This window comes from Aequorivita antarctica, assembly GCF_007997155.1.
Lineage (GTDB): Bacteria > Bacteroidota > Bacteroidia > Flavobacteriales > Flavobacteriaceae > Aequorivita > Aequorivita antarctica.
Map to the genome: position 1 here is coordinate 276988 of NZ_VORT01000004.1, position 23298 is coordinate 300285.

Below are 23298 nucleotides of genomic sequence, written 5' to 3' on the forward strand. Positions count from 1 at the left end.
AATATTTTAATCAATTTGACCAGCGAAAATAGCCGTGGTTTAATTGGAAATTGCTAATTTCTTGTTAAATCTATTCTCGTGCAGATGGGAATCTGTTAATCTTTGAAAATCGAAGTTTATAAAATATCAAGGACCTTTTCAGGTGGCCTGCCAACAACTGCGTGAGTGCCCTTTATTGCAATGGGACGCTCAATAAGTTTGGGGTTTTCAACCATTGCATCTATGATTTCCTCATCTGTAAGTTTTTTGTCTTTGTAGTTCTTTTTCCACTCAATTTCCTGTGTTCTAACAAGTTCAATGGGCTTAATGCCAAGAAGTTCAATAACCTGTCTCAGTTCTTGGTGCGTTGGCGGATTTTCAAGATATCTTACAATTTCTATGGTTTCACCTTCTTCTTCTAAAAGGTGGAGGGCTTCGCGTGATTTGCTGCAGCGTGGGTTGTGGTATAATGTTGTCATATTTCTAATTCAATATTCAAAGATTGCATTGCGATTAATGGGCTACTTTTTTAATAATTCTTCCAATTCCAACTCATAATCATACTGCAAATCTTCGTGAAGTGTTTTCACTTTTTTTGAAATGTAATCAATTTGCCTGTTGTATAGATTCGTAAGCGTTGTATTCCGTTTTATGGAAGGTGTGAAATCTTTTAGTTTATGGCAAAAATAGAGCAAAAGTTCCACTTCGGTTTCTTTGTTTTGCGAATACCGGATGAATTTTTTCAGCTCCCGCAAAATCTTCCGAATGCTCTTTTTTATGTAGAAAAAAGTCTTGATGTTGATAGTTTCAAAATCGGCATCTACTTTGGTTTTTATGCTTTGGATGAAGGCTTCTTCATCTTCAGATTCAAACAATAAATAGGTGAGCAGTTCCTTGTTTTCTTTTTTAAATTTTGAAAGACGAAGACAAAGTTCTAGCAGTTCCTGTGTGGAACGTTGGTTGAGTTCGGTTTTTATTTCTTTTAAGGATGCGGCTTTCATAAAATTTCGTTGGAAGTAAAAATACTATTGATATTTAATAATCGATTAAGAATTATTGATAAAAATTTATTTGAAGATTTTACACTTAAATTTTCCAAGTGAGAATCATTTTTATGTACTTTTAAAATCGCAAAAAATAAAAATGGTATTTAAAAAAACTCTACTCCCTTTTTCGCTCTTTCTTCTAATTGGAGTTGTTGCGTTTTCCCAAACCACTTCGCAAAGCAAAATATACGAAACCTATGACAATATAGTTGGCTTGGATAATACGGGCCTCTATAACGGGACAGAGTTTAATGATCTGTTTTTGAACACGGACGGAACATACAGATATCTCAACGGTTACGATTACGCCCAGGGTTCCATAACTTACAACGGTCAATATTATGTAAATGTATTTCTGAAATACGACCTTTTGGAAGATAATTTACTAACGCATTCCAATGATAACCTGAGTATTTTCAATGTGAAATTGATTCCTGAATTTGTTGAATCGTTCTCCATTTTCAACCACAACTTCGTGAGGTTAGCAAATACCAATTTGGGGCTTCCGGGCAACGGATATTTTGAAGCAGCCTACATTGGTAATGAACAGGATCTTTACATAAAGCACATTAAAAGGAAAAAGGACAAACCATTGAAAAGTGGGATCCAATATAAGTTTTCTGAAGATAATTTTTATGTATTAAAGAATAGAGGGAAGTATATAATTATTAGTTCGGAAAGAGAGCTTCGGAAATTGCTTCCCGAAAAAGAAGAAGAAATTCGTAATTTTTATAAAAGCTACAAAGCCCTCTATAAATCAGATACTGAAAGTTTTATGATAAAACTGGTTAAATATCTCGACGGTTCTAAATCAGAAGAATTCAAACAATAATTTCAAGTATTTTTTTTATGCAAAATAGATTTTTTGCCATTATTATGTTTTTATTAGCCACTGCGGGATTGTTTGGGCAAACCGAGCAAAACTTTACAGTGTCATTCAATAACACCCCTTTGAAGGAAGCGGTTTTAAAGGTAGAAACCCTTTCAAACAAAAAAATCTATTTTGATGAATCTTGGTTGAAAGGACATTTTGTAACCAAAACTTTCGAAAATGAATCACTTCGTGATGTTTTGAACGGTCTTTTCAGCAATACAAACATCAATTTCGTTTTAAAAGATGGAAATGTTTTTCTGTTGAATAATACCTATGTTTATTCAGAATTACCCTCAGATTATTTTAACGAAGCAAAGCCTGACGAAAAGGTTATAGAAGATAACAATAACGCCCCAATTTTTCAGGAGGAATATGCCGAACGGCAAACGGTCCAAACTAGAAAAATGATAACCATTGGAAAGCAGCGGCCCAATGCTGCTAACAAAACTTACATACTTTCAGGTGTTTTTAAAAATTCAAAAACTGGTGAGCCATTGCAAAATCTTTCCATTTCAACGATTGATAGAACAAAATATACCGTAACCGATTCTGAAGGTCGCTTTAGTATTCGTCTTCCGTATGGCTTGAATAAACTGGAAACGAATCTTTTGGGTTTTGAAAAGATCCGGCAAGACGTTATTATGTATGGAGACGGTACGATAAATATTGAATTGCGTGAAAACACTGAATCTTTGGAAGAAGTAGTGGTTAAATCCAAAAAGGACGCCAATGTACGTGATGCAGTAGTAGGCGTAACAAATATTGACATTGAATCCATAAAAACAATCCCTTTGGTTTTAGGCGAACGCGACATTTTAAAAGTTGCCACAACATTGCCTGGAATAAAAACAACTGGCGAAGGTTCAAGTGGTTTCAACGTGCGTGGTGGAAGGGCAGACCAAAACCTTATTTTGTTGGATGACGCTGTACTTTACAATCCATCGCACTTTTTAGGTTTCTTTTCGGCAGTAAACCCTTTTACCACTGGAAGTTTGGAAATCTATAAAGCCAGTATTCCTGCTGAATACGGCGGACGGCTTTCCTCGGTTTTTGATATAGAAACCAAATCGGGCGATATGGAAAAGTTTAAAGGTGAAGGTTCCGTCGGCCCAATAACTGCGAACTTGGCTGTAGAAGTTCCGGTAGTAAAGGAAAAAGCATCGTTGATTGTAGGTTTCCGTGCTACTTATTCTGATTGGATTTTAAGAAGTCTTGATGAAGAGGAATTGAAAAACAGTGAAGCTTCGTTTTATGATGGCATCGTAAAATACAAGCACAATATAGATAACAACAATTCCATTCAAGGTACTTTTTATTACAGCAAAGACCGTTTTAGCATAACTTCCGACTCTATTTTTGATTACAACAACCGCTTAATTTCACTTAAATACGGTCATAGTTTTAATGAAAAGAGTAGGGCAGAGCTCATTTTGGTTAACAGTCAATATAAATATGGAATCAATTATGAAGCCGATGCCAACGAGGATTTCGATTTTGGATATGAATTAAACGAATATCAGGCAAAACTCAATTTCAATTATAAACTGAGCGACAAACACAAGCTGAGTTACGGACTCAGTAGCAAGTTGTACTCCATAGACCCTGGAAATATTGAGCCAATTGGAACAAATTCTGATGTGCAAGCAAAGACTATTGATCGCGAAAAAGGATTGGAATCTGCCGTTTATCTCGCAGATTTATTTGAAGTGACGGATAAATTACTGCTTGATTTAGGCTTGCGTTACTCTTTTTATTCGGCGCTTGGGCCTGCAACTCAAAACGTTTATGAAGAAGGTGTTCCTAAGAATGAAAGCTCAATAATTGAAGTGAAAGAGTATGGTAATAACGAATCTATCAAAACCTATGGAGGCCCAGAATACAGAATTTCCGGACGTTATTTGTTGGGGAACGATTTTTCGGTAAAAGCCGGTTTCAACAGAACCATTCAATATTTGCATCTGCTATCGACTAACACTACACAATCGCCAACGGATATTTGGAAGCTTTCAGATTTAAACATTGCGCCACAACGCGCCAATCAATACAGTTTGGGGTTCTTCAAAAATCTTTCTGGAAAAGATGTGGAATTCAGTATTGAAGGGTATTACAAAACAATGGACGACCTTCTGGATTATAAAATTGGTGCTCAGTTAGTTTTAAATAATGACCTTGAAACTGAGCTACTTCAAGGTGAAGGAAAAGCCTATGGTGTGGAATTTCTTGTGAAAAAGAATTCTGGTCGTTTTAACGGATATCTGGGTTACAGTTATTCGCGTTCCTTAGTGAAATTAGACAGCCAAATTAGGCAGGAACGCGTGAACAATGGCGAATTTTTCTCAGCAAATTATGACAAGCCACACGATTTTTCGGTGGTTGCAAACTATAAGCTTACTAAGCGTTTCAGCTTTTCAGGGAATTTCACCTATCAAACTGGACGCCCAATTACATACCCAATCGGGCGTTATGTAATTGCTGGCGAAGAGCAGGTGCTTTACAGTGATCGCAACCAATTCCGTATTCCAGACTATTACAGGCTTGATTTGGGCGTAAATATTGAAGGTAACCACAAATTGAATAAACTCGCGCACAGTTTTATCAATATTTCTGTATATAATGTTTTGGGAAGAAACAACCCGTACTCTGTATTTTTTGTGAACGAGGAAGGACAGATAAAAGCATACCAAACCTCTATATTTTCTGTGCCTGTGCCAACCATTACGTATAACTTTAAGTTTTAAGGATGATGAAGACAATGATATTATTTACTGTTCTTTTTGGAACACTTCTTTTTCAAATGGGTTGCACCGAACCTTATCAAATAGAAACAGTTGACTATGAGAACGTTTTGGTGGTAGAAAGCACCATTACCGACCAAGTGAAGCCACAAATTGTAAAACTAAGCAGAACTTCTTCTCTTGATAACACTGATGTTTTAACAGAAAACAACGCAACTGTAACCGTTGTGGGCAATAATGGTGACAATTTTAGTTTTTTTCAGGATAATGAAACAGGCTTCTATATTTCAAATCAATCATTCCGTGCCCAGCCAAATGCTTCCTATACTTTGAATATTATTACCCAAGATGGAAAACGCTATACTTCGTCTACAGTAACCCTGCCTCCCTCAGTGGAAATGGACGAAGTGTATACCGAACGTATTGTTAGTCCCACTGATGATAAAGACGGCGTTCAGGTTCTAGTTAATACTCAAGACCCAACAGGCAACTCAAAATATTATAGGTACGAATATGAGGAAACTTATAAAATTACAGCGCCAAATCCATCGCGTTTCATTACTGAAATTACAAACTATAACCTAAATACGGGTACTTATGACGTGGAGCTTATAGAAAGAGAACCAGAAGAAATTTGTTATTCCACAGAAATTTCCACGGGTATAACGCAAACTACAACCACAGAGCTGAATGAAAACAGAGTTTTTCGTTTTCCTGTTCGCTACCTTTCAAAATTAGATGCAAAAATACAAACGCGTTACAGTATTTTAGTGAAACAATATGTGCAGAGTGTTGAAGCTTATACCTTTTATAAAATAGTGAAAGATTTAGGAAGTATAGAAAGCTTACTGTCCCAAGGCCAACCGGGCTATGTGGCAGGAAATATGAATGCTGAAGCAAATCCCAACGAAAAGGTGCTCGGCTTCTTTGAAGCTTCTTCCATGACATCAAAGAGGATTTATTTCAACTATGAGGATTTCGGGTTGGGAAAACCACCCTATTTTGTGGATTGCGAGGTTTTATTATTGGATTATAACGATAACACCACTTTAGATAATGATCCGGATGAACGTGAAGCTCTTTATTATTACGTTACTTCTAAAAATTATCAAGTTATACGATTGGCACAAGGAACTATTTATACGGTTGTACCGCCAGAATGTGGCTTATGCACTTCGTTTTCATCAAATGTAAGACCCGATTTTTGGGAAGATTGATTATGACAAAAAAACTATTTTTCATATTGTTTATTTTTTTTGGTACTGTAGTGAAAGCACAAGTTCCGAAGCAGGATGTATCGGTAGATACCAATGTTTTTCCTAAAGAAAAAGTTGCGCTTTCCATTAACTCCAACCTGCTGTTGGCAGGGGAATTGCTTCAGTACAAAACATTCATTCTTGATGCTTCCAATAAAGAAAGCAAACTCAGCAAAGTAATGTATGTTTCAATGAGGAATGAAAACGATTCCGTGGTTTTCAATAATAAACTGAAAGTTGAAAACGGAACAGCGAATGGAGACTTCTTTATCCCTTCCACATTAAAAACAGGAGCTTACAGGCTTATTGGCTACACCAATTTCTCAAGAAATAACGCACAGGATGCCTATTTTCAAAAGAATATTTACATCATAAATACCTTTATAAAAGCGACTGACACAAAAAAAACGGTCGATACCGTTAAAGTGAACTTCGCGGTAAAAATTGATGCAGATTTTTCTGAAGCAGAGAGCAATAATACTAATACTATCCAAATCACTTCAAACAAGCAATCTTATGGCTTTCGTGAAAAAGTAACCTTGAGTCTTGAAAACAACTTGGGCAACATTGGCGGAAACTATGTTCTTTCGGTCAGAAAGATAAATCCGATTGAAATTTCAGGTAATGTATCAAGAAACATTAAAAATATGTCCTCGGAAATATTTTATATCCCAGAACTACGCGGAGAGTTAATTTCCGGCGTTGTGCTTTCCAATGGAAGCGGTCTACCCTTTGCAAACAAAGTAGTTTCACTTACAATTCCTGGGAAGGATTTCGTATTCAAAATGGCGAAAACTGATGCCAACGGGAGGTTTTTCTTTTCTGTATCCGAAGGATATGATGCTGAAAAGAGTATTGTTCAATTAATTGATTCCGAAAAGGAAGCAACCAATTATACACTAGTTTTGGAAAAAAAAGATTTTGACTTGGGTAAAAGCGAAGCAAAAGTATTGCTGTTGGACTCAAATTTAAAAGATTGGTTGCAAGAGCGAAGTGTACAAGTTCAGATAGAAAACGCATATTTTGAATTTAAAAAAGACAGTATTCTAAGTAACAAAGTTAATCCCGCATTTTATGATAACTTGGGTAAGGTCTTTTTGTTGGACGATTATACGCGTTTCTCAACAGTTAGGGAAACTTTTGTAGAAGTAGTTACGTTGGCTGCCGTTCGTGGTGTGGGTGAGAACAGTAAGTTTTCTATAAATAATGCATACAATCCAAACGGAGTTGCAAAATTTAATGAAATTGCACCTTTGGTACTTATGGATGGGATGCAAATTCTGAACAACGAAGATCTTATAAATTACAATGCACGCGAAATAAAGAGCATTCAAGTTATTACCCAACCCTATCGTTATGGTCCTAAAATATATAGTGGTATTATCTCTGTTGAAACCAAAAAAGGAGATTTTGTTCCTACAATTTCAAACTATACTAAAGAACTGAATTTACCGCCCGCAGTTAAGAAAAAGGCACAGTACCGTACAGACTATAACAATAAAGGTACACTTTCAAGAATCCCAGATTTTAGGTCGCAACTGCTTTGGCAAGCCAATGTGCCTCTTAAAGGAGAATATTCAACTTCATTTTATACTTCTGATGTTTCTGGGAGTTTTGAAATAACCCTAGAAGGATATACCAATGAAGGAGTATTTATTTCTGCTAAAAATTATTTCAAAGTAGCTGAAAATTAAAACTTTGTGTTAAAATTGTTCGCTCTTTTGTTAAAATACAGAGAAAAATGTTTTAACTTTAGTTCAATATATTCAACAACCTAAACCAATTTTCTTCTCATGCTTCATTGGAAAGCAATATATATTATCTTGGCCATAGTTTTCGGAGTTATTGGCTTCATTGGTATTGGCGATGGTGGGCTGGAGCCCGCAAAATATATTTGCGGAATATTTGTAATATTATTGTTGACTTTCTGGGCTGCAGAAGTTATTTCTAGAAAACGCGGATAAAACTTTATCTGTTAAAGTTTTGATATAGAAGTAGTTTGTGTAAATTATTTTTGTACATTTATGAAACTATCATATCGGGGTGCTTAAGTTTAAACAGCTGAGAATAAACCCGTAAAACTTCTAAAAGGATAATGCCAACAGAAGGAATATGATTTGCAAAGGGAACTTAGATTTATTCAAATCTTGTTCCCTTTGTTTTTTTACCATTGTTTAGTTCTGCTTATCATTGACTATAGCTCATCACTCTTCTCCTTCTGCCCAGTCATCATTAAATAAGCCTTTAAAAACGAATCAATCTCACCATCAAGCATAGCATCAGTATTGCCCGTTTCATGACCTGTGCGCACGTCTTTTACCAATTTGTAGGGGTGTAAAACATAGTTGCGTATTTGTGAGCCCCATTCTATTGCAAGTTTGCTATCCTCAATTTCCGCACGTTGGGCGAGTTGTTTACGGAGTTCAATTTCGTAAAGCTGCGATTTAAGCATTTGCATTGCCTTTTCGCGGTTGTCCAACTGACTTCTAGTTTCGCTGTTGTGGATAATGATTCCGGTAGGGTGGTGGGTAAGAATGGCCTTGGTTTCTACTTTGTTTACGTTTTGTCCTCCTGCGCCGCTGCTTCGGGCAAAATCCCACGAGATATCGGCAGGGTTTATTTCAATCTCAATGGTGTCATCTACTAAAGGATAGACATAAACACTCGCAAAACTCGTGTGCCGCTTCGCATTACTATCAAAAGGAGAAATACGTACCAAGCGGTGAACGCCATTTTCACTCTTTAACCAGCCGAAGGCATATTCACCGTCAATTTCTAGTGTTACGGTTTTCACTCCAGCAACATCACCTGCTTGAAAGTTGAGTTCTTTTACTTTATAACCGTTTTTTTGCGCCCACATTAGGTACATCCGCATCAGCATTTCGGCCCAATCGCAACTTTCGGTGCCACCGGCACCAGCAGTAATTTGAAGCACGGCACTCATATCGTCGCCCTCTTCACCAAGCATATTGCGGAATTCAAGTGCTTCAATTGCACTTTCTGCCTTTTCATAAGCTGTATCCACATTTTCTGCTTTGCCTTCGCCTTCTTTGTAAAAATCGAGCAGGATTTCAGCTTCTTCGGTAAGGTTTGTAGCGGTTTCGTAGTCGGTGACCCATTTCTTTTTGGTTCGCAGCACTTTCATAAAAGCTTCTGCTTCGCGCGGGTTGTTCCAAAAATTGGGGTCAAATGTTTTTTCTTCGTCGTTGGTAATCTCTATGCTTTTGCCAGCAATGTCAAAGATAGCGCCTCAAGGCATCTAGCCGCGCCTTAAGGTCTTTGATTTGGTCTGTTGTTGTCATATATACTAATTGGCCCGCCCTTCGGCTCCGCTTAGGATAAACTGCGGCGGGTATTGTTTAATTGGAAGTTCAATTTAATAATTTTGAAAACGATATTTTAAATCATATTCGAATGTAAAAATACTATTAACTTCGTGAGCTAAAAGTATTTTTCGGCTAATTTTATACTTTCTTAGAAATACATATTTCAGAATTAATTAAACCTCTCGAAATTTTCAATTATGAAAAAAATATTTTTCTTTCTTGCATTAATTACAACAAGCATCGGTTTTGCCCAAAACGATGAAGCCTTTGTAAATTCGCTGGTTGCCCAAAAAATGGCGGAGCTTGAGATGCAGGAAAATCCCGAATATTTTTTAAGAAAAGATTATTGTGATGGAAACATCCAAATGTTTGTAATGCCTGATGGAAAAAACTGCAGCTCGAAATCAACTTATTATGCTGTGTATGTTTTTTGGAAAGAAGGCGAAGATATAATGAAGATTCAGAAATTTGACAATTGTGGAAGTTTTATGTCTTTTTCTATCAGCATCAGCAAAAATATCAAGAAAGCGCTAAAGGAAAAGCAAGCTCTAAAAACAGAAAACGTGAAGCCTTATAAGGGCGAGAAGGTTGACAACAGCGCCTTTGAGAATATGTCTGTGCAATCCTGCCATAAAGAGTATAAATTTATTTTTGATGGTAAGGTTTTTGAAAAAAGTTTTAAAGAATTTGATTTGACCAACAATTCCAAATACAAAAATGTAAATTCAGATCACAACAAATCATTGATGCTCATAAAGCTAGATGAAGAAATTTCTGAAATGATAAAGAATTTTGATGAAAGCGGAAAATTTTTCCGAGAAAAATAAAAGTATGATTATAGATTTAAGAAGTGATACCGTAACCCGCCTCACGCCGGGAATGATGAATGCAATTATAAACGCTGAAGTGGGCGACGATGTTTATAAGGAAGACCCCACAGTCAACAAACTGGAACAGAAACTTTCAGAAATGTTTGGGATGGATGCTGCACTTTTTTTTCCCACCGGAAGTATGGCCAACCAAGCCGCAATTAAAATGCACACCCAACCGGGCGAACAGTTGATCGCTGATAAATGGGCACACGTGTATAATTATGAAGGCGGAGGCGTTTCTTTCAATAGCGGGGTTTCCTGTAAATTAATTGACGGCAACCGTGGAATGATAACCGCCGCACAAGTTGAGGAAAGTATTAATCCGCCCGATTTTTACCACAGCCCGCTTACCAGTCTTGTTTGTTTGGAAAATACCACCAATAAAGGTGGCGGTGCCTGTTATGATTTTTCTGAAATTGTAAAAATTCGTAAAGTATGCGATAGCCACGGTTTGGGGCTTCATCTGGACGGCGCGCGGATATGGAACGCCTTAGTTGCAAGAAAGGAAACTCCAAAAGACTACGGAAAGATTTTCGATACTATTTCAGTTTGCCTTAGCAAAGGTTTGGGCACACCAATGGGGAGTGTTTTATTGGGCAAAAGAGAAATAATGAAAAAAGCCATGCGGGTGCGTAAAGTGCTAGGTGGCGGGATGCGACAAATAGGCTTTATGGCTGCTGCAGGTATTTATGCTTTAGATAATCATATGGAACGCTTGGCAGAAGATCATAAAAAAGCTTCGGAGATTTCGGCAACGCTTGCAAAGCAATCTTACATTAAAAAAGTGGAGCCAACCGAAACGAATATTGTGATTTTCTATCTCTCTGAAGCTGTGTCCGAAGAAAAATTTATGGATGATTTGCTTCAAAAAAACATAAAGATAAGCGGAATGGGGCAGGGGAAACTTCGCATTGTGACTCATTTGGACTATACTGATGAAATGCACGAAAGGTTTCTACAAATTCTTAACAATTATAAAAAATAGAGTTTTCTTATGTTCAATATATCAGCTTCCTATACCGATTTGTATCAATTGACAATGGCTCAGGTTTACTTTAAAACCAAACCAAACAGTACAGCGGTATTTGATTATTATTTTAGGAACAATCCTTTCAAAGGGGGATATACCATTTTTGCAGGACTTGAGAATATCCTCAATATTATTGAAAGTTTGCGATTTACAGATGCGGATGTTGAATATCTAAAAACACACGATTTTGAACCTGAATTTTTGGAATATCTTCGGGATTTCAGGTTTAACGGTTCTATTTTCTCAACTTTCGAAGGCGATATTGTTTTCCCAAACCGTCCTATATTACAAGTGGAAGGCTCCATTATGGAAGTGCAAATCGTTGAAACTGTTTTGTTGAACATGCTGAATTTTCAAACCTTGATTGCCACCAAAGCAAACCGAATCCGCCACAGTGCTGGCGATAAGGTTTTGCTCGATATGGGTTTACGCCGCGCTCACGCCACGGGCGGTTATTATGCCAGCCGTGCTGCTGCCATCGGTGGTTTTGACAGTACGAGCAATGTAAAATCTGCTGAAGATTTCAACATTCCATCATCGGGAACTATGGCACATTCCTTTATTCAAAGCTATGTGGACGAGTTGGAGGCGTTTCGAGATTTTGCTAAAATTCGTTCAAAAAATTGTGTTCTGTTGGTGGATACTTATAATACTTTAAAAAGTGGAATGCCCAACGCAATTAAAGTTGCCAAGGAAATGGAAGATAGGGGAGCGCGCTTGTTTGGAGTGCGTTTGGACAGTGGTGATTTGGCTTATTTGGCAAAAAGAACCCGTAAAATGTTGGACGATAATGGGCTGCATTATGTGAAAATTGTAGCTTCCAATCAATTGGATGAATACGTTATAAAAAGTTTGAACGAACAAAATGCACCAATTGATGTTTTTGGCGTGGGCACCAATTTGGTAACCGGCAAGCCCGATGCCGCTCTGGATGGAGTTTATAAACTTTCGGAATATAACGGGGAACCGAGAATAAAACTTTCAGAAAACATCATTAAAATTTCGCTTCCCTCCAAAAAGCAAGTGTATAGAATGATTGACCAGAATGGAATGTTTTATGGTGCTGATGTAATAGGCCTTGCTTCAGAAGAAAAAATAGCTCAGATGTTTCATCCGTTTGATGCCAATAAAAGTCTGGATTTGCAACCGTTTAAACACGAACCTTTGTTAAATGAAGTGATGGCAAGTGGAAAAAGAACAATTCAGAAAAGAACGGTTGCTGAAATAGCAGAATATGCCAAAAATCGTTTGGCGCTTTTGCCCGATGAATATAAACGTTTTCAAAATCCGCATATTTATAAAATTAGTTTGAGCGCAGCCTTAAAGTCAAAACGCGACGAGTTGATCAAAGAACATAAGTTTTAGAAAAATGAAAACCTTAATTATTGTAGATGCGCAAAACGATTTTATGCCCGGTGGATCTCTTCCCGTTCCGGATGGCGATAAAATAGTTCCAGTAATAAATAGAATTCAGGACAAATTTAATTTGGTGGTTGCAACCCAAGATTGGCATCCACAGAATCATATTAGTTTTGCTTCAAACCATCCAGGGAAGTCAATATTTGAAGAGATTGAGGTTGCGGGAAAACCACAAACCTTATGGCCGGACCATTGTGTTCAAAATACCGACGGGGCGCTTTTTCACCCAGATCTCCAAACTGAAAGATGGGAAGCGATTTTTCGAAAAGGAACGGATTCAAAAATAGATAGCTACAGTGCTTTTTATGATAACGGACATTTAAAATCTACTGGTCTTGCTGGATATCTGAAAGAGAAAGGTGCCAGCCAGCTTTTTTTCTGTGGCTTGGCTGCAGATATTTGTGTTTATTACTCCATTTATGACGCTTTTAAAGAAGGTTTTGCCTGCTTTTTTATAGAAGATGCTACCCAAGCTTTGGATTTAGAGGGTTTTAAAGAAATCAAAAAAGAATTGATCCATTTAGGAATTCAGTTTATTACTTCGGAGGAAATTTAGGTTTTTTTATTTTAGGCTATTCAAGAGTTCGCGATGGTTTTCTCAAATTTTTAATACACAATCGTGAGACTCTCATCAATACCATCTTCGCGTAAACAGTCCCAATAGAGTTTTCGGGCTTAAGGTTACGATAAACCGAACTTTTTCATCATAATGCGGCAAGTTTGGCTCAAAGCCCAAACTAGAATATACAGGGAAATAAAGCTCAAAATAGTCGGCAACCAAACTGAGTCGGATTCCACTGTCAAAAACGGTGTTAGTGCCGCGAGCCTTATTGTGAATGAGTCCTACGTCGCCATAAGCGTAGATCCATTTCCAAATATTGGTGCTTGCATTAACGGTCGTTATCCAACTGTTAGCAAACGCTGGCTCTAGTTGAGATTTAAACCCTCCTTCAGCAATTATTAACTGTTGGCTGAAAAGTCCTGAGTCTTCACTTCGTCCATAATAATTATAATCGAAAAGATAATCGTTGGGACGATCCAAAGCGAAACTGAAGAAATCTTCATTTTCGCGCGTATCATTAAAAAGAAAGGCACCGGCAAAAAACCGTAGATTCAATTGGCGATTGCTCAAAAAGAGTTTTCTATATTCAAGATTCACAGAAACCTTACTGAACTTAGATGAGATTTCATAATCTACTACACTCCTAAAATAATTGATTAGGTTGGGATTGGAATACACATATTGCAAGTTAAAAACGCTGTAGTTTGGTTCTTGCTCTGGATTGTTTGGGTCCTCATCTTGATATACGTTTACATTACGGATATTGATGAATTGTTTTTCATTATTCCGCAAATCACCATTCCTGAAGGCAAAAGTGATATAGGGTGTAAAACGTTTGTAGAACAATCCGCGATCGTAAGAATAGTAATTCCCCGAAAAACCATAACGCATAGCGTAAAGAGTGCCTTCATCTATTCTTTGGGTATAACTTACGGATGCTCGACCCACAAGTGTTTTGGAGCGAAAACCGAATTGTGGCTCCAAACTATAATGAACCGCTTTTGGCAGAACTGTTTTGTTGTAAAGTCGAAGTCCTGCCGAAACACCATCATAAAGATTGTACTCAAAAATTGGCATAAAGAAAAACTGTGTGTAGTTCGGGTCTTCTACATCTTGAAAAAGCCGGAATTGTAAAGGTTTGTTCAACAAGCCATCTACGGACTTAAAATTATTTCTGCGATTGAATTCTGGAATTTCTCCTTCGTAATTCAGCGCCAACTTCCTGATGTTTGCTGAAGGTATGGTAATGGAGAAAACACTATCTATGGGTTTTGTCCAAGTTTTAAAAACAACTTCATCTTTGTTGAGTCCATACAATGAAACGGGAAGTTCTGTCTTTCGGTTGTTTTTGATGAAAACTTCTAAAGAATCTCCCTTCTTTTTAACCTTTTTTATTTTAAAATCTATCGTGGTTCGAGTGTCTGCAAAATCTTCAAAAAACCAATTAATTGGAAGGTCAGTTTGTTCCGATAAAAATGCTTCAAAATCTGAAGATTTAATGGGTTTCAGTCTTTTTTCAGCATAAAAATCTTTTATACTTCTATTCAAAATGTCATCGCCCAAATAATTATCCAAATACCTTAAGCCACTTGCTCCGTAGTATCCTGTAGCAATATTCATATTAAACTTCAATAAAGAATCCTTGGGAGTGGTCAGAGACTGGTGAATATTTGCACGGGCCATGTTAAAATAAAGCATCGGGTATTGGTCATTGAACTCAAGGTCTGCAAGGTGCGCCCAACGGATGACCCACCAGTTACTCAAATTTCCTATCATCTTCATTTTAGGATAATAGGTGTCCACATATTCCATCATCAAATAAATCTGCAACGCATCCTGCAACCAATAATCGTCTCTGGAGTTGAGCACCAAAGTATTGTCTATATAATGGCGGGTTATGGTTTTCAGCTGTTCCATATCATACTCAAAACCATCTGGAAAAGGACTGATGAAGCTAGGCAACTGGTTAAGCCCATAAACGGGATTGGTTTTGTAGTCATTCTCGCTTATAACTATTTTATCAAAAGGATAAGGGCCAAGTTTAGTGTCTAAAAAACGAACAACCCGATCTATCATTAGCGCTTGCACTGGCGGATTTACTTTGCTATTTTGAAGATTGGTTATTATTTTTAGTTTATCGGTTTCAATGGTTTCAAAATCTGGATTTTTCTCAAAGTATAAAACCGCTTTTGTACGATCTTTCCCATATAACTCCGTGGTTTTTATATTTCCTAAAATGTTTTCAGAAACCACATCAAAATCTGAAGTAACGATATAATGCTTCGGCAGATGGAGTAAAACTGAAAACTCCGAAGGTGTCAAAAATAAATCGTCTGTGTTTTTATTGCTATAAACCTGCCATTCGCCATCGTAAACGGCCGGTGCAATATACCAATAGCGCAATATGTAATCATTGATTTTATTTACCCCATAGCGCGTGTACCGATCGTCGGAAACTTTTACAGTGTATTCCAAATTGAAGGTGTAGCTATCTCCTGGTTTTATTGGAATTTCTGGGATAATTCTTAAAATATCAACAGCTTCGCCCCGTTGCCACTGCAATGGAACAGAGGAGTTGTTATAAATTTTTTCGATATCAGTTCTTCCTCGGTCTTCATTTTTTTCAAAGTGAAATGCACTTTCATAATTTTCGGCAAAACGTTTGCCCAGAGGTGTGGTTTTGGACGAAAAACTGTTTGCCCAGTCGAAAAGATAGATTTCCTTTAAAGTATCTTCCGAATTGTTTTTATAAGTAATTTGCTGTTTAACGCTAAGCGTTTTTTGCGAAGGGTTCAGGGTGGCATCAATTTTCAGAGTGTGCTGTGCCATTGCTTGAATAGTCAAACAAAAAAAGATGCTATATAAAAGGGTTCGGATTATCAAGAAGTTTTGAGGAATTTAAAAGTTTGGGCTTAGGTTGTATTCGTTGTAAAAATCATTCAATATTTGGAGCACCTGATCTTCTGTATCAACTAGATGAACTAGTTCTAAATCTTCTGCTCCCACATTATTATGCGCTTCCAAAAGCGTTGTTTTTATCCATTCAAAAAGTCCTCCCCAAAATTCGGTTCCTACAAGTATCAGGGGGAATTTATCAATTTTATGAGTTTGAATCAGTGTTAATGCCTCGAATAATTCATCAAGCGTTCCAAAGCCTCCCGGCATCACCACAAATCCTTGTGAGTATTTTACGAACATTACTTTTCGCACAAAAAAGTAATCAAAATCAATGCTTTTATCGCTGTCAATGTATGGATTGTCGTGTTGTTCAAAAGGAAGTGTAATATTCAAACCCACGGAAGTCCCACCAGCTAGGTGTGCGCCTTTGTTTCCAGCCTCCATAATTCCAGGACCACCACCCGTAATTACTCCATACCCATTTTCGGTTATTTTTTTGGCAATACTTTCTGCCAATTTATAATATTTATTATCGGGTTTTGTACGGGCAGAGCCAAATATGGACACACAGGGACCAATCCGACTCATTTTTTCATAACCACCGACAAACTCTCCCATTATTTTGAAAATGGCCCAGGAGTCATTTGTTTTTACTTGATTCCAGTTTTTCGGTATTTGTTCGTCTCTCATTTTTTTTATTCAAAGTTCTAAATTTAAAATTCAAGGTTTTTTAATGTTGAACCTTGAATTTTAATATCGATAATTGCTAATGTAATTCTTTTTTAAGGAACCGGGCGGTATAGCTTTTTTTGTCGTCGGCAATTTGTTCGGGTGTGCCCAAAGCCATTATTTTCCCACCTTGTTTTCCACCTTCAGGGCCAATATCTATTATATAATCAACGGTTTTTATAACGTCCAAATTGTGCTCAATAATAAGTACAGTATTGCCTTTTTCTACCAATTTGTTCAATACAACCATCAATACGCGAATATCCTCAAAATGAAGTCCTGTTGTGGGTTCGTCCAGAATATAAAAAGTATTTCCAGTATCTCGCTTGGAAAGTTCTGTTGCCAGTTTAATACGTTGTGCTTCGCCACCGGAAAGCGTTGTGGACTGTTGGCCCAGCGTAATGTAACCGAGCCCAACGTCTTTTATGGTTTTAACTTTTCGGTGGATTTTCGGGATGTTTTCAAAAAAATCGTCGGCTTCGTTGATGGTCATATCCAAAACATCAAAAATTGATTTTCCCTTATAACGAATTTCCAAAGTTTCTCTGTTGAAACGTTTGCCTTGGCAGGTTTCACATTCCACATAAACGTCGGGAAGGAAATTCATCTCAATTACTCTTAAACCAGCACCTTTGCAAGTTTCACAGCGACCGCCTGCAACGTTGAAGCTAAAACGACCGGGTTTGTAACCGCGAATCATCGCTTCAGAGGTTTTGGCGAAAAGATTCCGTATTTCGGAAAAGACGCCCGTATAAGTAGCTGGATTACTCCGCGGTGTTCTACCGATGGGTGATTGATTAATGTCTATTACTTTGTCAATGTTCTCAAGCCCTTCAATTTTTTTGTAAGGCATCGGTTTTTTTACACCGTTGAAAAAATGCGCATTCAAAATAGGGTAGAGGGTTTCGTTGATGAGCGTACTTTTTCCGCTCCCCGAAACACCTGTAACACCAATCATTTTTCCCAAAGGAAATTGAACAGAAATGTTTTTCAAATTGTTTCCTGAAGCACCTTTCAGCGTTAGCGTTTTACCGTTTCCTTTTCGGCGATTCTTCGGAATTTCTATTTCTTTTTTTCCGTTTAGGTAATCCGCTGTAAGGGTATCGTGCTTCTTTATTTCCTCGGGAGTTCCTTCTGAAACAATTTCGCCACCATGCCTTCCTGCAGCAGGCCCAATGTCAATAACATGGTCGGCACTTTCAATCATTTCTTTATCGTGTTCCACCACAATTACCGAATTGCCGATTTCTCTTAATTGCTTCAGTGAATAAATTAATCGTTCATTGTCGCGTTGATGTAGACCAATACTGGGCTCGTCTAAAATATAAAGCACGCCAACCAATTGCGAACCGATTTGTGTTGCTAAGCGAATTCGCTGCGCTTCGCCACCAGAAAGTGATTTTGAACTGCGGTCCAAAGCCAAATAGGTTAGGCCAACATCCACCAAAAACTGAAGTCGTGAGCGGACTTCTTTTATGATTTCCGAAGCAATTTTTAACTGTGTTTCGGAAAGATTTTTTTCGAGATTCTTAAACCATTCTGCCAGTTCCACAACGTCCATATGGGCGAGTTCGGCAATGTTTTTTTTATTCACTTTAAAGTAAAGTGATTCTTTTCGAAGGCGTGTTCCGTTACATTCAGGACAAGGAATCTTGTCCATGTATTCCTTGGCCCAACGTTTTAGGGAAGTGGATTCGTTGGCATCAAATGTATTTTGGATAAAGGTAGCAACGCCTTCAAAATCAATTTTATAGTTTCGAGTGATGCCCAAAGTTTTAGACTCGATTTCGAATTTTTCATTTCCGCCGAAAAAGATAACGTCTTTTGCTTGCTGAGGAATACTTTCAAAGGAGTCGCTCATTTTAAAATTGAAGCGTTCCGCAATAAGCTCCAACTGTTTAAAAACCCAGTTATTTTTTTGCGTCCCATGTGGAACCAAAGCCCCTTGTTTTATGGAAAGTTTCGGGTTTGAAACTAGTTTGTTTAGATTGACTTCATAAAGTTTACCAAGCCCTTTGCAATTAGGGCACATCCCTTTTGGGGAATTGAACGAAAAATTGTTTGGCTCTGGATTTGGATATGAAATCCCTGACGATGGACACATCAGAGAACGGCTAAAATAGCGGGCTGCATCGGTGTCATTGTCAAGCACCATCAACACATCATCGCCGTGGTACATTGCGGTGTTTATGGTTTCGGAAAGCCGTTTGTCGTTATCATTTCCTTCTGAAACTTTCAGTCTATCAATTACTATTTCAATTTCGTGGGTTTTGTAACGATCCACTTTCATTCCCTTTACAATATCGCGCACTTCGCCGTCCACACGAACTTTCAGAAAACCTTGTTTTGCAATCTGCTCGAAAAGCTCGCGATAATGCCCCTTTCGGGAGCGTACAACAGGAGCTAGGATGCTCACTTTTTTATCAGCGAAATCTTCTAGAATGAGCTGCTTAATTTGCTCATCGCTGTAGCTGACCATTTTTTCGCCTGTGTTGTAGCTATATGCATCACTTGCTCGGGCGTAGAATAGGCGAAGAAAATCATAAATTTCGGTAATGGTACCCACGGTGGAACGCGGACTCTTACTTGTAGTCTTTTGTTCAATCGCAATTACAGGCGAAAGCCCTTCAATTTTATCGACATCGGGACGTTCCAAGCTTCCGAGAAATTGACGTGCATAAGCCGAAAAAGTTTCAATATAACGGCGTTGTCCTTCGGCATAAATAGTATCAAACGCCAAAGAGGATTTCCCACTGCCCGAAAGGCCTGTGATTACTACTAATTTTTCTCGTGGAATACGAACGTCAATGTTCTTTAAGTTATGGACGCGCGCACCCAAAACTTCAATATAATCCTCATTTTTTGACATAGCTTGCAAAGGTACTCAATAGAATGGAAAATAAAGAATGCATGGCATCCCGTAGGTGTTAATTTTTAATGAAAAATCAGACTTAAAACTTTAGCGATTTACTTCCTTAGAAAGAAAAATATGAAATGTAATAGCAACATAGAAAATTGTGCTTATTACGATGGAATAGCTTACAATGACAGCTAGGACTGAAAAATTGAGCATCAAATAAGTAATTGGAACCAATACGCCAAAAACTATTAGCAGTAAGAAAACAATGTACAAGTAATAAATCAATCGCGGTGTTTTCCTGTCTATGTGGCTTTGAAATTGGGAGAGTTTAGGGATTACATCTTTTGTTAGATACTCCCACAGTTTTGAGAAAAAAACTTCATTAAACGAGGATTTTTCAAACACATCATTGTCTATTGTGTTGGCAAGGGTTAGAATTTTTTCTCTGTGGCGTTCAAAAACGGCATCCAAATTTAGCGATTCTTTGTAATTTCCAAATTTATAGCCAAAAACATACCACAAGCCAGACCCACATTTGTGTTCCACCCATTTCTCTATAATATTGTTGTTATAAAAAACTGGATAATTTATAGTTTCTGGAATTTGCTTTTCTTTTGGATCTGTCATCAATAGCGATTTCAATTCCATATAAAGATTTTCGGTTTCGCCAAAATGATGTGTTTCCTGGAGAAATTCAATAGCCAATTTTGACTTGCCTTTATAAAACTCCTTTACATCAAAATAGCTGAGATTTGAGTAATCTTTCTCCATGTAATCCTTTAGACCCGGAAGCCAAATATCTGAGTTGAACAAGATTTCCGAAATTGTTCGGAAATTGTGCATTTTTTGTGTTGTCTTGCTTATTTTGTGAATTATTTTGGCTTTATAGGATTTTTGGTTCATTGCAGAAGTAGCCAAAAAAACCATTAAAATCGCTGATAAAAAACCACTGACCCCAATATAAATACCGGTAAGTTTCTTTAAATTTTCTTCAAAACCAAGGGTGTTTAGGTATTTGTCGTAGAGTAGAAAAATAAGCCCTACACAGATTGCACCACTTATCACAAAAGTGATAATGGAATACAAATCCTTGAACACAAATTTACTTCTCATAGGCTAAACAACGCCATATTGGCGAAAAGGCAATAAAACGGGGATTTTTTGAAATAGAAATTTATTACAGAAAAATGAAATAATTAATTTCTGCAACAAGAGATAAAGAAAAGATTATATATGTTTCTGCAATAGAAGAAATAAATAGTTTTTTCAAAAGGTCTCAATCTAAATTTTGTAAAAATCCTTGGTTAATTCCCTCAAATCTAACCTTTTTAATTGCCCAAATATACACCTTTCGACGTAATGCACAACATTTCGATTAAGCGTGCATTAAAGTTTTAATTTAATAACCTACTGCTGTATCATCACCACGATTATCGGCACCCCCTTCAAGTTTACCACTTGGCAAGATCAAAATAGCATCCACATTACCAATTTCCGGTAATATTTCGCTATTTGAAAGATATCCTTTTGTCTCAAGATCTTTTAAAACTTCTGTAGGAAAACCTTTTTGTTCCAGTAAGATCACATCAGGCATCCATTGGTGGTGGAAACGCGGGGCATTTACAGCTTCTTGCATATTCATTTTAAATTCATAAACATTCAAAAATGTCTGCAGTACCGAAGTAATTATTGTGGAGCCACCCGGTGTTCCCAAAATCATTAATAACTTTCCGTCTTTTTCAACAATTGTGGGTGTCATAGAGCTTAGCATTCTTTTTTGGGGTTCAATAGCGTTTGCCTCTCCGCCAATCAAACCGAACATATTTGGCGTTCCAGGTTTGGCGCTAAAGTCGTCCATTTCATTGTTTAGGAAAAAACCCAATTCCGAAATATAAAGTTTTGAACCATAGGAAGCGTTAAGGGTTGTAGTAACTGAAACTGCATTTCCGAATTTATCAACGATGGAATAATGGGTGGTTTCCATACTTTCATAACCACTTATTTTCCCAGGTTTTATTTCTTCGGAGGGTGTTGCCTTTTCTAATGAAAAATTCTTCATACGCTGTGAAAGATAAGTTTCGGAAAGCAATGAGTCTACTGGAATATCAATAAAATCAGGATCGCCTAAATATTCGCTTCGGTCTGCATAAGCACGTTTTTCTGCTTCTACCAAAACTTGAATATATTTTTGTGAGTTATGGCCGTATTCAGAAAGTGGAAATGGTTCTACCATTTTTAAAATCTGCCCCAAACAGATTCCGCCACTAGAGGGCGGTGCCATGGAAATTAATTTTACATCTTTATATTTAAAAATCAGTGGTTCGCGCCAAATGGCTTCATAAGCATCCAAGTCTTTTTGAGTAATAATTCCTCCTTTTTTCTTTAAGAAATCAATCATTATCTTTCCCGTTTCACCAGAATAAAATTCCGCACGACCATTTTTTGCAATTTTAGAGAGGGTATTGGCTAGTGCTACATTTTTTAAAGTATCACCTTCTTGATAAACTTCAGTAAAAATGGAAGACTTGCCGTTTGTTTTTTCAAATTGCTCCTTGTACTCATCAAAACGAGCTTTCTGTTTTTGAGTAATTATAAAACCTTTTTTGGCAAGCTCTATCACAGGTTTTAGGAGAATTTCCATAGGAAGTGATCCAAATTTTTCGTGAACTGCGAAAATGCCTGCAATGCTTCCGGGAACACCCACAGCCAGACCGCCATCAGTGCTTTTTTCTGGAATGAAATTGCCTTCTTTGTCTAAATACATATCTCTTGAGGCAGCTATGGGCGCTTTTTCTCGAAAATCCAAGGAACCGATTTCTCCATATTCGGTTCTGTAAACCATAAATCCGCCACCGCCAATATTGCCAGCATTTGGGTGCGTTAGAGCCAAAGCCATTTGTGTGGCAATCATCGCATCAAAAGCATTGCCGCCTATCTTTAAAATTTCCGTACCGATTTTTGAGGCTTCCGCACGCGCAGAAACAACCATGGCACTATCGGCAATCACACCTTTTTCTTCAATTTTTGGAGGTTCTACTTGGGTTTGGGCCTGTGGCTTTTCTTTACAGGAAATCAACACAAGTATTAAAAGCAAAAAAGAAACATATCTCATAATTCTATAAGTTTTTGTTTGGAAAAAGTCCTAAGTTCTTCGAAAAAAGAAGTGAATTCGGCTTCAAATTCATCGTAATATTCTTCGAGTTCTGCCACGGCTAAATTCATTTTTGAAACACCTTTTGTACGGACGTTCATTTGCGCCAAAATCTTACTGATTCCTTCAACGGTGGCATAGCTTAGCAGCCAATTATCAGCAATCATATAAGGCATCATTCGTTGGATTCGCGCCGGGAGTATTGTGAAATTTTTCCGAAGCAATTCATAAAAATCCTGAACATATTCATCCAAAGGTTGGTCTGAATACTTGCTCCAGTTTTTTGCCAAAAAGTGGTCGTATAATATATCTACAATCACGCCGCTGTAATGACTGTAATTTTTGTGAAGTCGCGCCGTACTTTGGTGCACGGTGGGATGAGCGTCAGTAAAGGTGTCTATGCCGCGGTGTAGTAAAATTCCCTTTGCAATGGACGGAGGAAACTTTTCATAGCGTTTTCCTTTAATGCCATCGGCTATAAAGTTGCCAATGATTATGCTTTCATTTTCACCAGAGAGATAGATGTGGGCTAAAAAATTCATTCAATAAATATATGTATTT

At 37.5% G+C, this 23298-nt stretch carries 18 protein-coding genes; 9 read left to right on the forward strand and 9 right to left on the reverse strand.

Annotation, left to right across the window (positions count from 1 at the left end; all coding sequences use genetic code 11):
• Positions 1-116: 116 nt before the first annotated feature.
• Positions 117-458 (reverse strand): arsenate reductase (glutaredoxin), encoded by a 342-nt coding sequence (gene arsC / locus ESU54_RS07710; RefSeq protein WP_111844689.1) that lies wholly within the window; start codon positions 456-458, stop codon positions 117-119.
• Positions 459-500: 42 nt separating this feature from the next.
• Positions 501-980: a hypothetical protein gene (locus ESU54_RS07715; RefSeq protein ID WP_111844690.1), complete on the reverse strand. Its 480-nt coding sequence runs from the start codon at positions 978-980 to the stop codon at positions 501-503.
• Between the two features lie 142 nt (positions 981-1122).
• Between ESU54_RS07715 and ESU54_RS07720 the strand changes: the two genes are divergently transcribed.
• From ESU54_RS07720 to ESU54_RS07740, 5 genes are all read left to right on the forward strand, one after another.
• Positions 1123-1857 (forward strand): hypothetical protein, encoded by a 735-nt coding sequence (locus ESU54_RS07720; RefSeq protein ID WP_146743995.1) that lies wholly within the window; start codon positions 1123-1125, stop codon positions 1855-1857.
• A gap of 17 nt (positions 1858-1874) precedes the next feature.
• Positions 1875-4637, forward strand: a complete 2763-nt coding sequence (locus ESU54_RS07725; protein WP_111844692.1) for a carboxypeptidase-like regulatory domain-containing protein — start codon at positions 1875-1877, stop codon at positions 4635-4637.
• Positions 4638-4639: 2 nt separating this feature from the next.
• Complete coding sequence (locus ESU54_RS07730) at positions 4640-5851, forward strand: DUF4249 domain-containing protein (protein WP_235004584.1); 1212 nt, start codon at positions 4640-4642, stop codon at positions 5849-5851.
• A gap of 2 nt (positions 5852-5853) precedes the next feature.
• Complete coding sequence (locus ESU54_RS07735) at positions 5854-7584, forward strand: hypothetical protein (RefSeq protein ID WP_111844693.1); 1731 nt, start codon at positions 5854-5856, stop codon at positions 7582-7584.
• A gap of 99 nt (positions 7585-7683) precedes the next feature.
• Positions 7684-7854, forward strand: coding sequence for a DUF1328 family protein (locus ESU54_RS07740; protein ID WP_111844694.1), 171 nt, complete (start codon positions 7684-7686; stop codon positions 7852-7854).
• A gap of 230 nt (positions 7855-8084) precedes the next feature.
• Here ESU54_RS07740 and prfB read toward each other — a convergent pair.
• A protein-coding gene (gene prfB, locus ESU54_RS07745) for a peptide chain release factor 2 (RefSeq protein ID WP_111844695.1) occupies positions 8085-9192 on the reverse strand; the annotation gives its coding sequence in 2 pieces (ribosomal slippage) (positions 8085-9128 and positions 9130-9192; 1107 coding nt in all).
• A gap of 221 nt (positions 9193-9413) precedes the next feature.
• Here prfB and ESU54_RS07750 point away from each other — a divergent pair.
• The 4 genes from ESU54_RS07750 to pncA are packed head-to-tail and all read left to right on the forward strand — an operon-like array spanning position 9414 to position 13093.
• On the forward strand, positions 9414-10043 hold the full coding sequence (locus ESU54_RS07750; RefSeq protein WP_111844696.1) for a hypothetical protein: 630 nt from the start codon (positions 9414-9416) through the stop codon (positions 10041-10043).
• Between the two features lie 4 nt (positions 10044-10047).
• Positions 10048-11073, forward strand: coding sequence for a threonine aldolase family protein (locus tag ESU54_RS07755; RefSeq protein ID WP_111844722.1), 1026 nt, complete (start codon positions 10048-10050; stop codon positions 11071-11073).
• 9 nt (positions 11074-11082) lie between these two features.
• Positions 11083-12483, forward strand: a complete 1401-nt coding sequence (locus ESU54_RS07760) for a nicotinate phosphoribosyltransferase (RefSeq protein WP_111844697.1) — start codon at positions 11083-11085, stop codon at positions 12481-12483.
• 4 nt (positions 12484-12487) lie between these two features.
• Positions 12488-13093: a bifunctional nicotinamidase/pyrazinamidase gene (pncA, locus tag ESU54_RS07765; RefSeq protein WP_111844698.1), complete on the forward strand. Its 606-nt coding sequence runs from the start codon at positions 12488-12490 to the stop codon at positions 13091-13093.
• Positions 13094-13168: 75 nt separating this feature from the next.
• Here pncA and ESU54_RS07770 read toward each other — a convergent pair whose 3' ends face one another.
• The 6 genes from ESU54_RS07770 to ESU54_RS07795 all read right to left on the reverse strand — a co-directional run bounded on the left by ESU54_RS07770 (position 13169) and on the right by ESU54_RS07795 (position 23279).
• Complete coding sequence (locus tag ESU54_RS07770; protein ID WP_235004585.1) at positions 13169-15928, reverse strand: metalloprotease; 2760 nt, start codon at positions 15926-15928, stop codon at positions 13169-13171.
• A gap of 69 nt (positions 15929-15997) precedes the next feature.
• A complete protein-coding gene (locus tag ESU54_RS07775) occupies positions 15998-16687 on the reverse strand; it encodes an LOG family protein (protein ID WP_111844700.1) in 690 nt (229 codons plus the stop codon).
• Between the two features lie 76 nt (positions 16688-16763).
• Positions 16764-19595, reverse strand: coding sequence for an excinuclease ABC subunit UvrA (uvrA, locus tag ESU54_RS07780; RefSeq protein ID WP_111844701.1), 2832 nt, complete (start codon positions 19593-19595; stop codon positions 16764-16766).
• Between the two features lie 90 nt (positions 19596-19685).
• Positions 19686-20699 (reverse strand): hypothetical protein, encoded by a 1014-nt coding sequence (locus ESU54_RS07785; RefSeq protein ID WP_111844702.1) that lies wholly within the window; start codon positions 20697-20699, stop codon positions 19686-19688.
• Positions 20700-20985: 286 nt separating this feature from the next.
• Positions 20986-22698 (reverse strand): gamma-glutamyltransferase, encoded by a 1713-nt coding sequence (gene ggt, locus ESU54_RS07790; protein WP_111844703.1) that lies wholly within the window; start codon positions 22696-22698, stop codon positions 20986-20988.
• Positions 22695-23279, reverse strand: a complete 585-nt coding sequence (locus ESU54_RS07795) for an acyl carrier protein phosphodiesterase (RefSeq protein WP_111844704.1) — start codon at positions 23277-23279, stop codon at positions 22695-22697. The genes ggt and ESU54_RS07795 overlap by 4 nt, the downstream gene beginning before the upstream one ends.
• Positions 23280-23298 lie beyond the last annotated feature (19 nt).

Bases quoted from the DNA above. Each gene is read 5' to 3' on its own strand.
- ESU54_RS07755 (WP_111844722.1), top strand. From the start codon at position 10,048: ATGATTATAGATTTAAGAAGTGATACCGTAACCCGCCTCACGCCGGGA.
- ESU54_RS07785 (WP_111844702.1), bottom strand. From the start codon at position 20,699: ATGAGAAGTAAATTTGTGTTCAAGGATTTGTATTCCATTATCACTTTT.
- ESU54_RS07730 (WP_235004584.1), top strand. From the start codon at position 4,640: ATGATGAAGACAATGATATTATTTACTGTTCTTTTTGGAACACTTCTT.
- ESU54_RS07760 (WP_111844697.1), top strand. From the start codon at position 11,083: ATGTTCAATATATCAGCTTCCTATACCGATTTGTATCAATTGACAATG.
- pncA (WP_111844698.1), top strand. From the start codon at position 12,488: ATGAAAACCTTAATTATTGTAGATGCGCAAAACGATTTTATGCCCGGT.
- arsC (WP_111844689.1), bottom strand. From the start codon at position 458: ATGACAACATTATACCACAACCCACGCTGCAGCAAATCACGCGAAGCC.
- ESU54_RS07795 (WP_111844704.1), bottom strand. From the start codon at position 23,279: ATGAATTTTTTAGCCCACATCTATCTCTCTGGTGAAAATGAAAGCATA.
- ESU54_RS07715 (WP_111844690.1), bottom strand. From the start codon at position 980: ATGAAAGCCGCATCCTTAAAAGAAATAAAAACCGAACTCAACCAACGT.
- ESU54_RS07750 (WP_111844696.1), top strand. From the start codon at position 9,414: ATGAAAAAAATATTTTTCTTTCTTGCATTAATTACAACAAGCATCGGT.
- uvrA (WP_111844701.1), bottom strand. From the start codon at position 19,595: ATGTCAAAAAATGAGGATTATATTGAAGTTTTGGGTGCGCGCGTCCAT.
- ESU54_RS07725 (WP_111844692.1), top strand. From the start codon at position 1,875: ATGCAAAATAGATTTTTTGCCATTATTATGTTTTTATTAGCCACTGCG.
- ESU54_RS07735 (WP_111844693.1), top strand. From the start codon at position 5,854: ATGACAAAAAAACTATTTTTCATATTGTTTATTTTTTTTGGTACTGTA.
- ESU54_RS07740 (WP_111844694.1), top strand. From the start codon at position 7,684: ATGCTTCATTGGAAAGCAATATATATTATCTTGGCCATAGTTTTCGGA.
- ESU54_RS07770 (WP_235004585.1), bottom strand. From the start codon at position 15,928: ATGGCACAGCACACTCTGAAAATTGATGCCACCCTGAACCCTTCGCAA.
- ESU54_RS07775 (WP_111844700.1), bottom strand. From the start codon at position 16,687: ATGAGAGACGAACAAATACCGAAAAACTGGAATCAAGTAAAAACAAAT.
- ggt (WP_111844703.1), bottom strand. From the start codon at position 22,698: ATGAGATATGTTTCTTTTTTGCTTTTAATACTTGTGTTGATTTCCTGT.
- ESU54_RS07720 (WP_146743995.1), top strand. From the start codon at position 1,123: ATGGTATTTAAAAAAACTCTACTCCCTTTTTCGCTCTTTCTTCTAATT.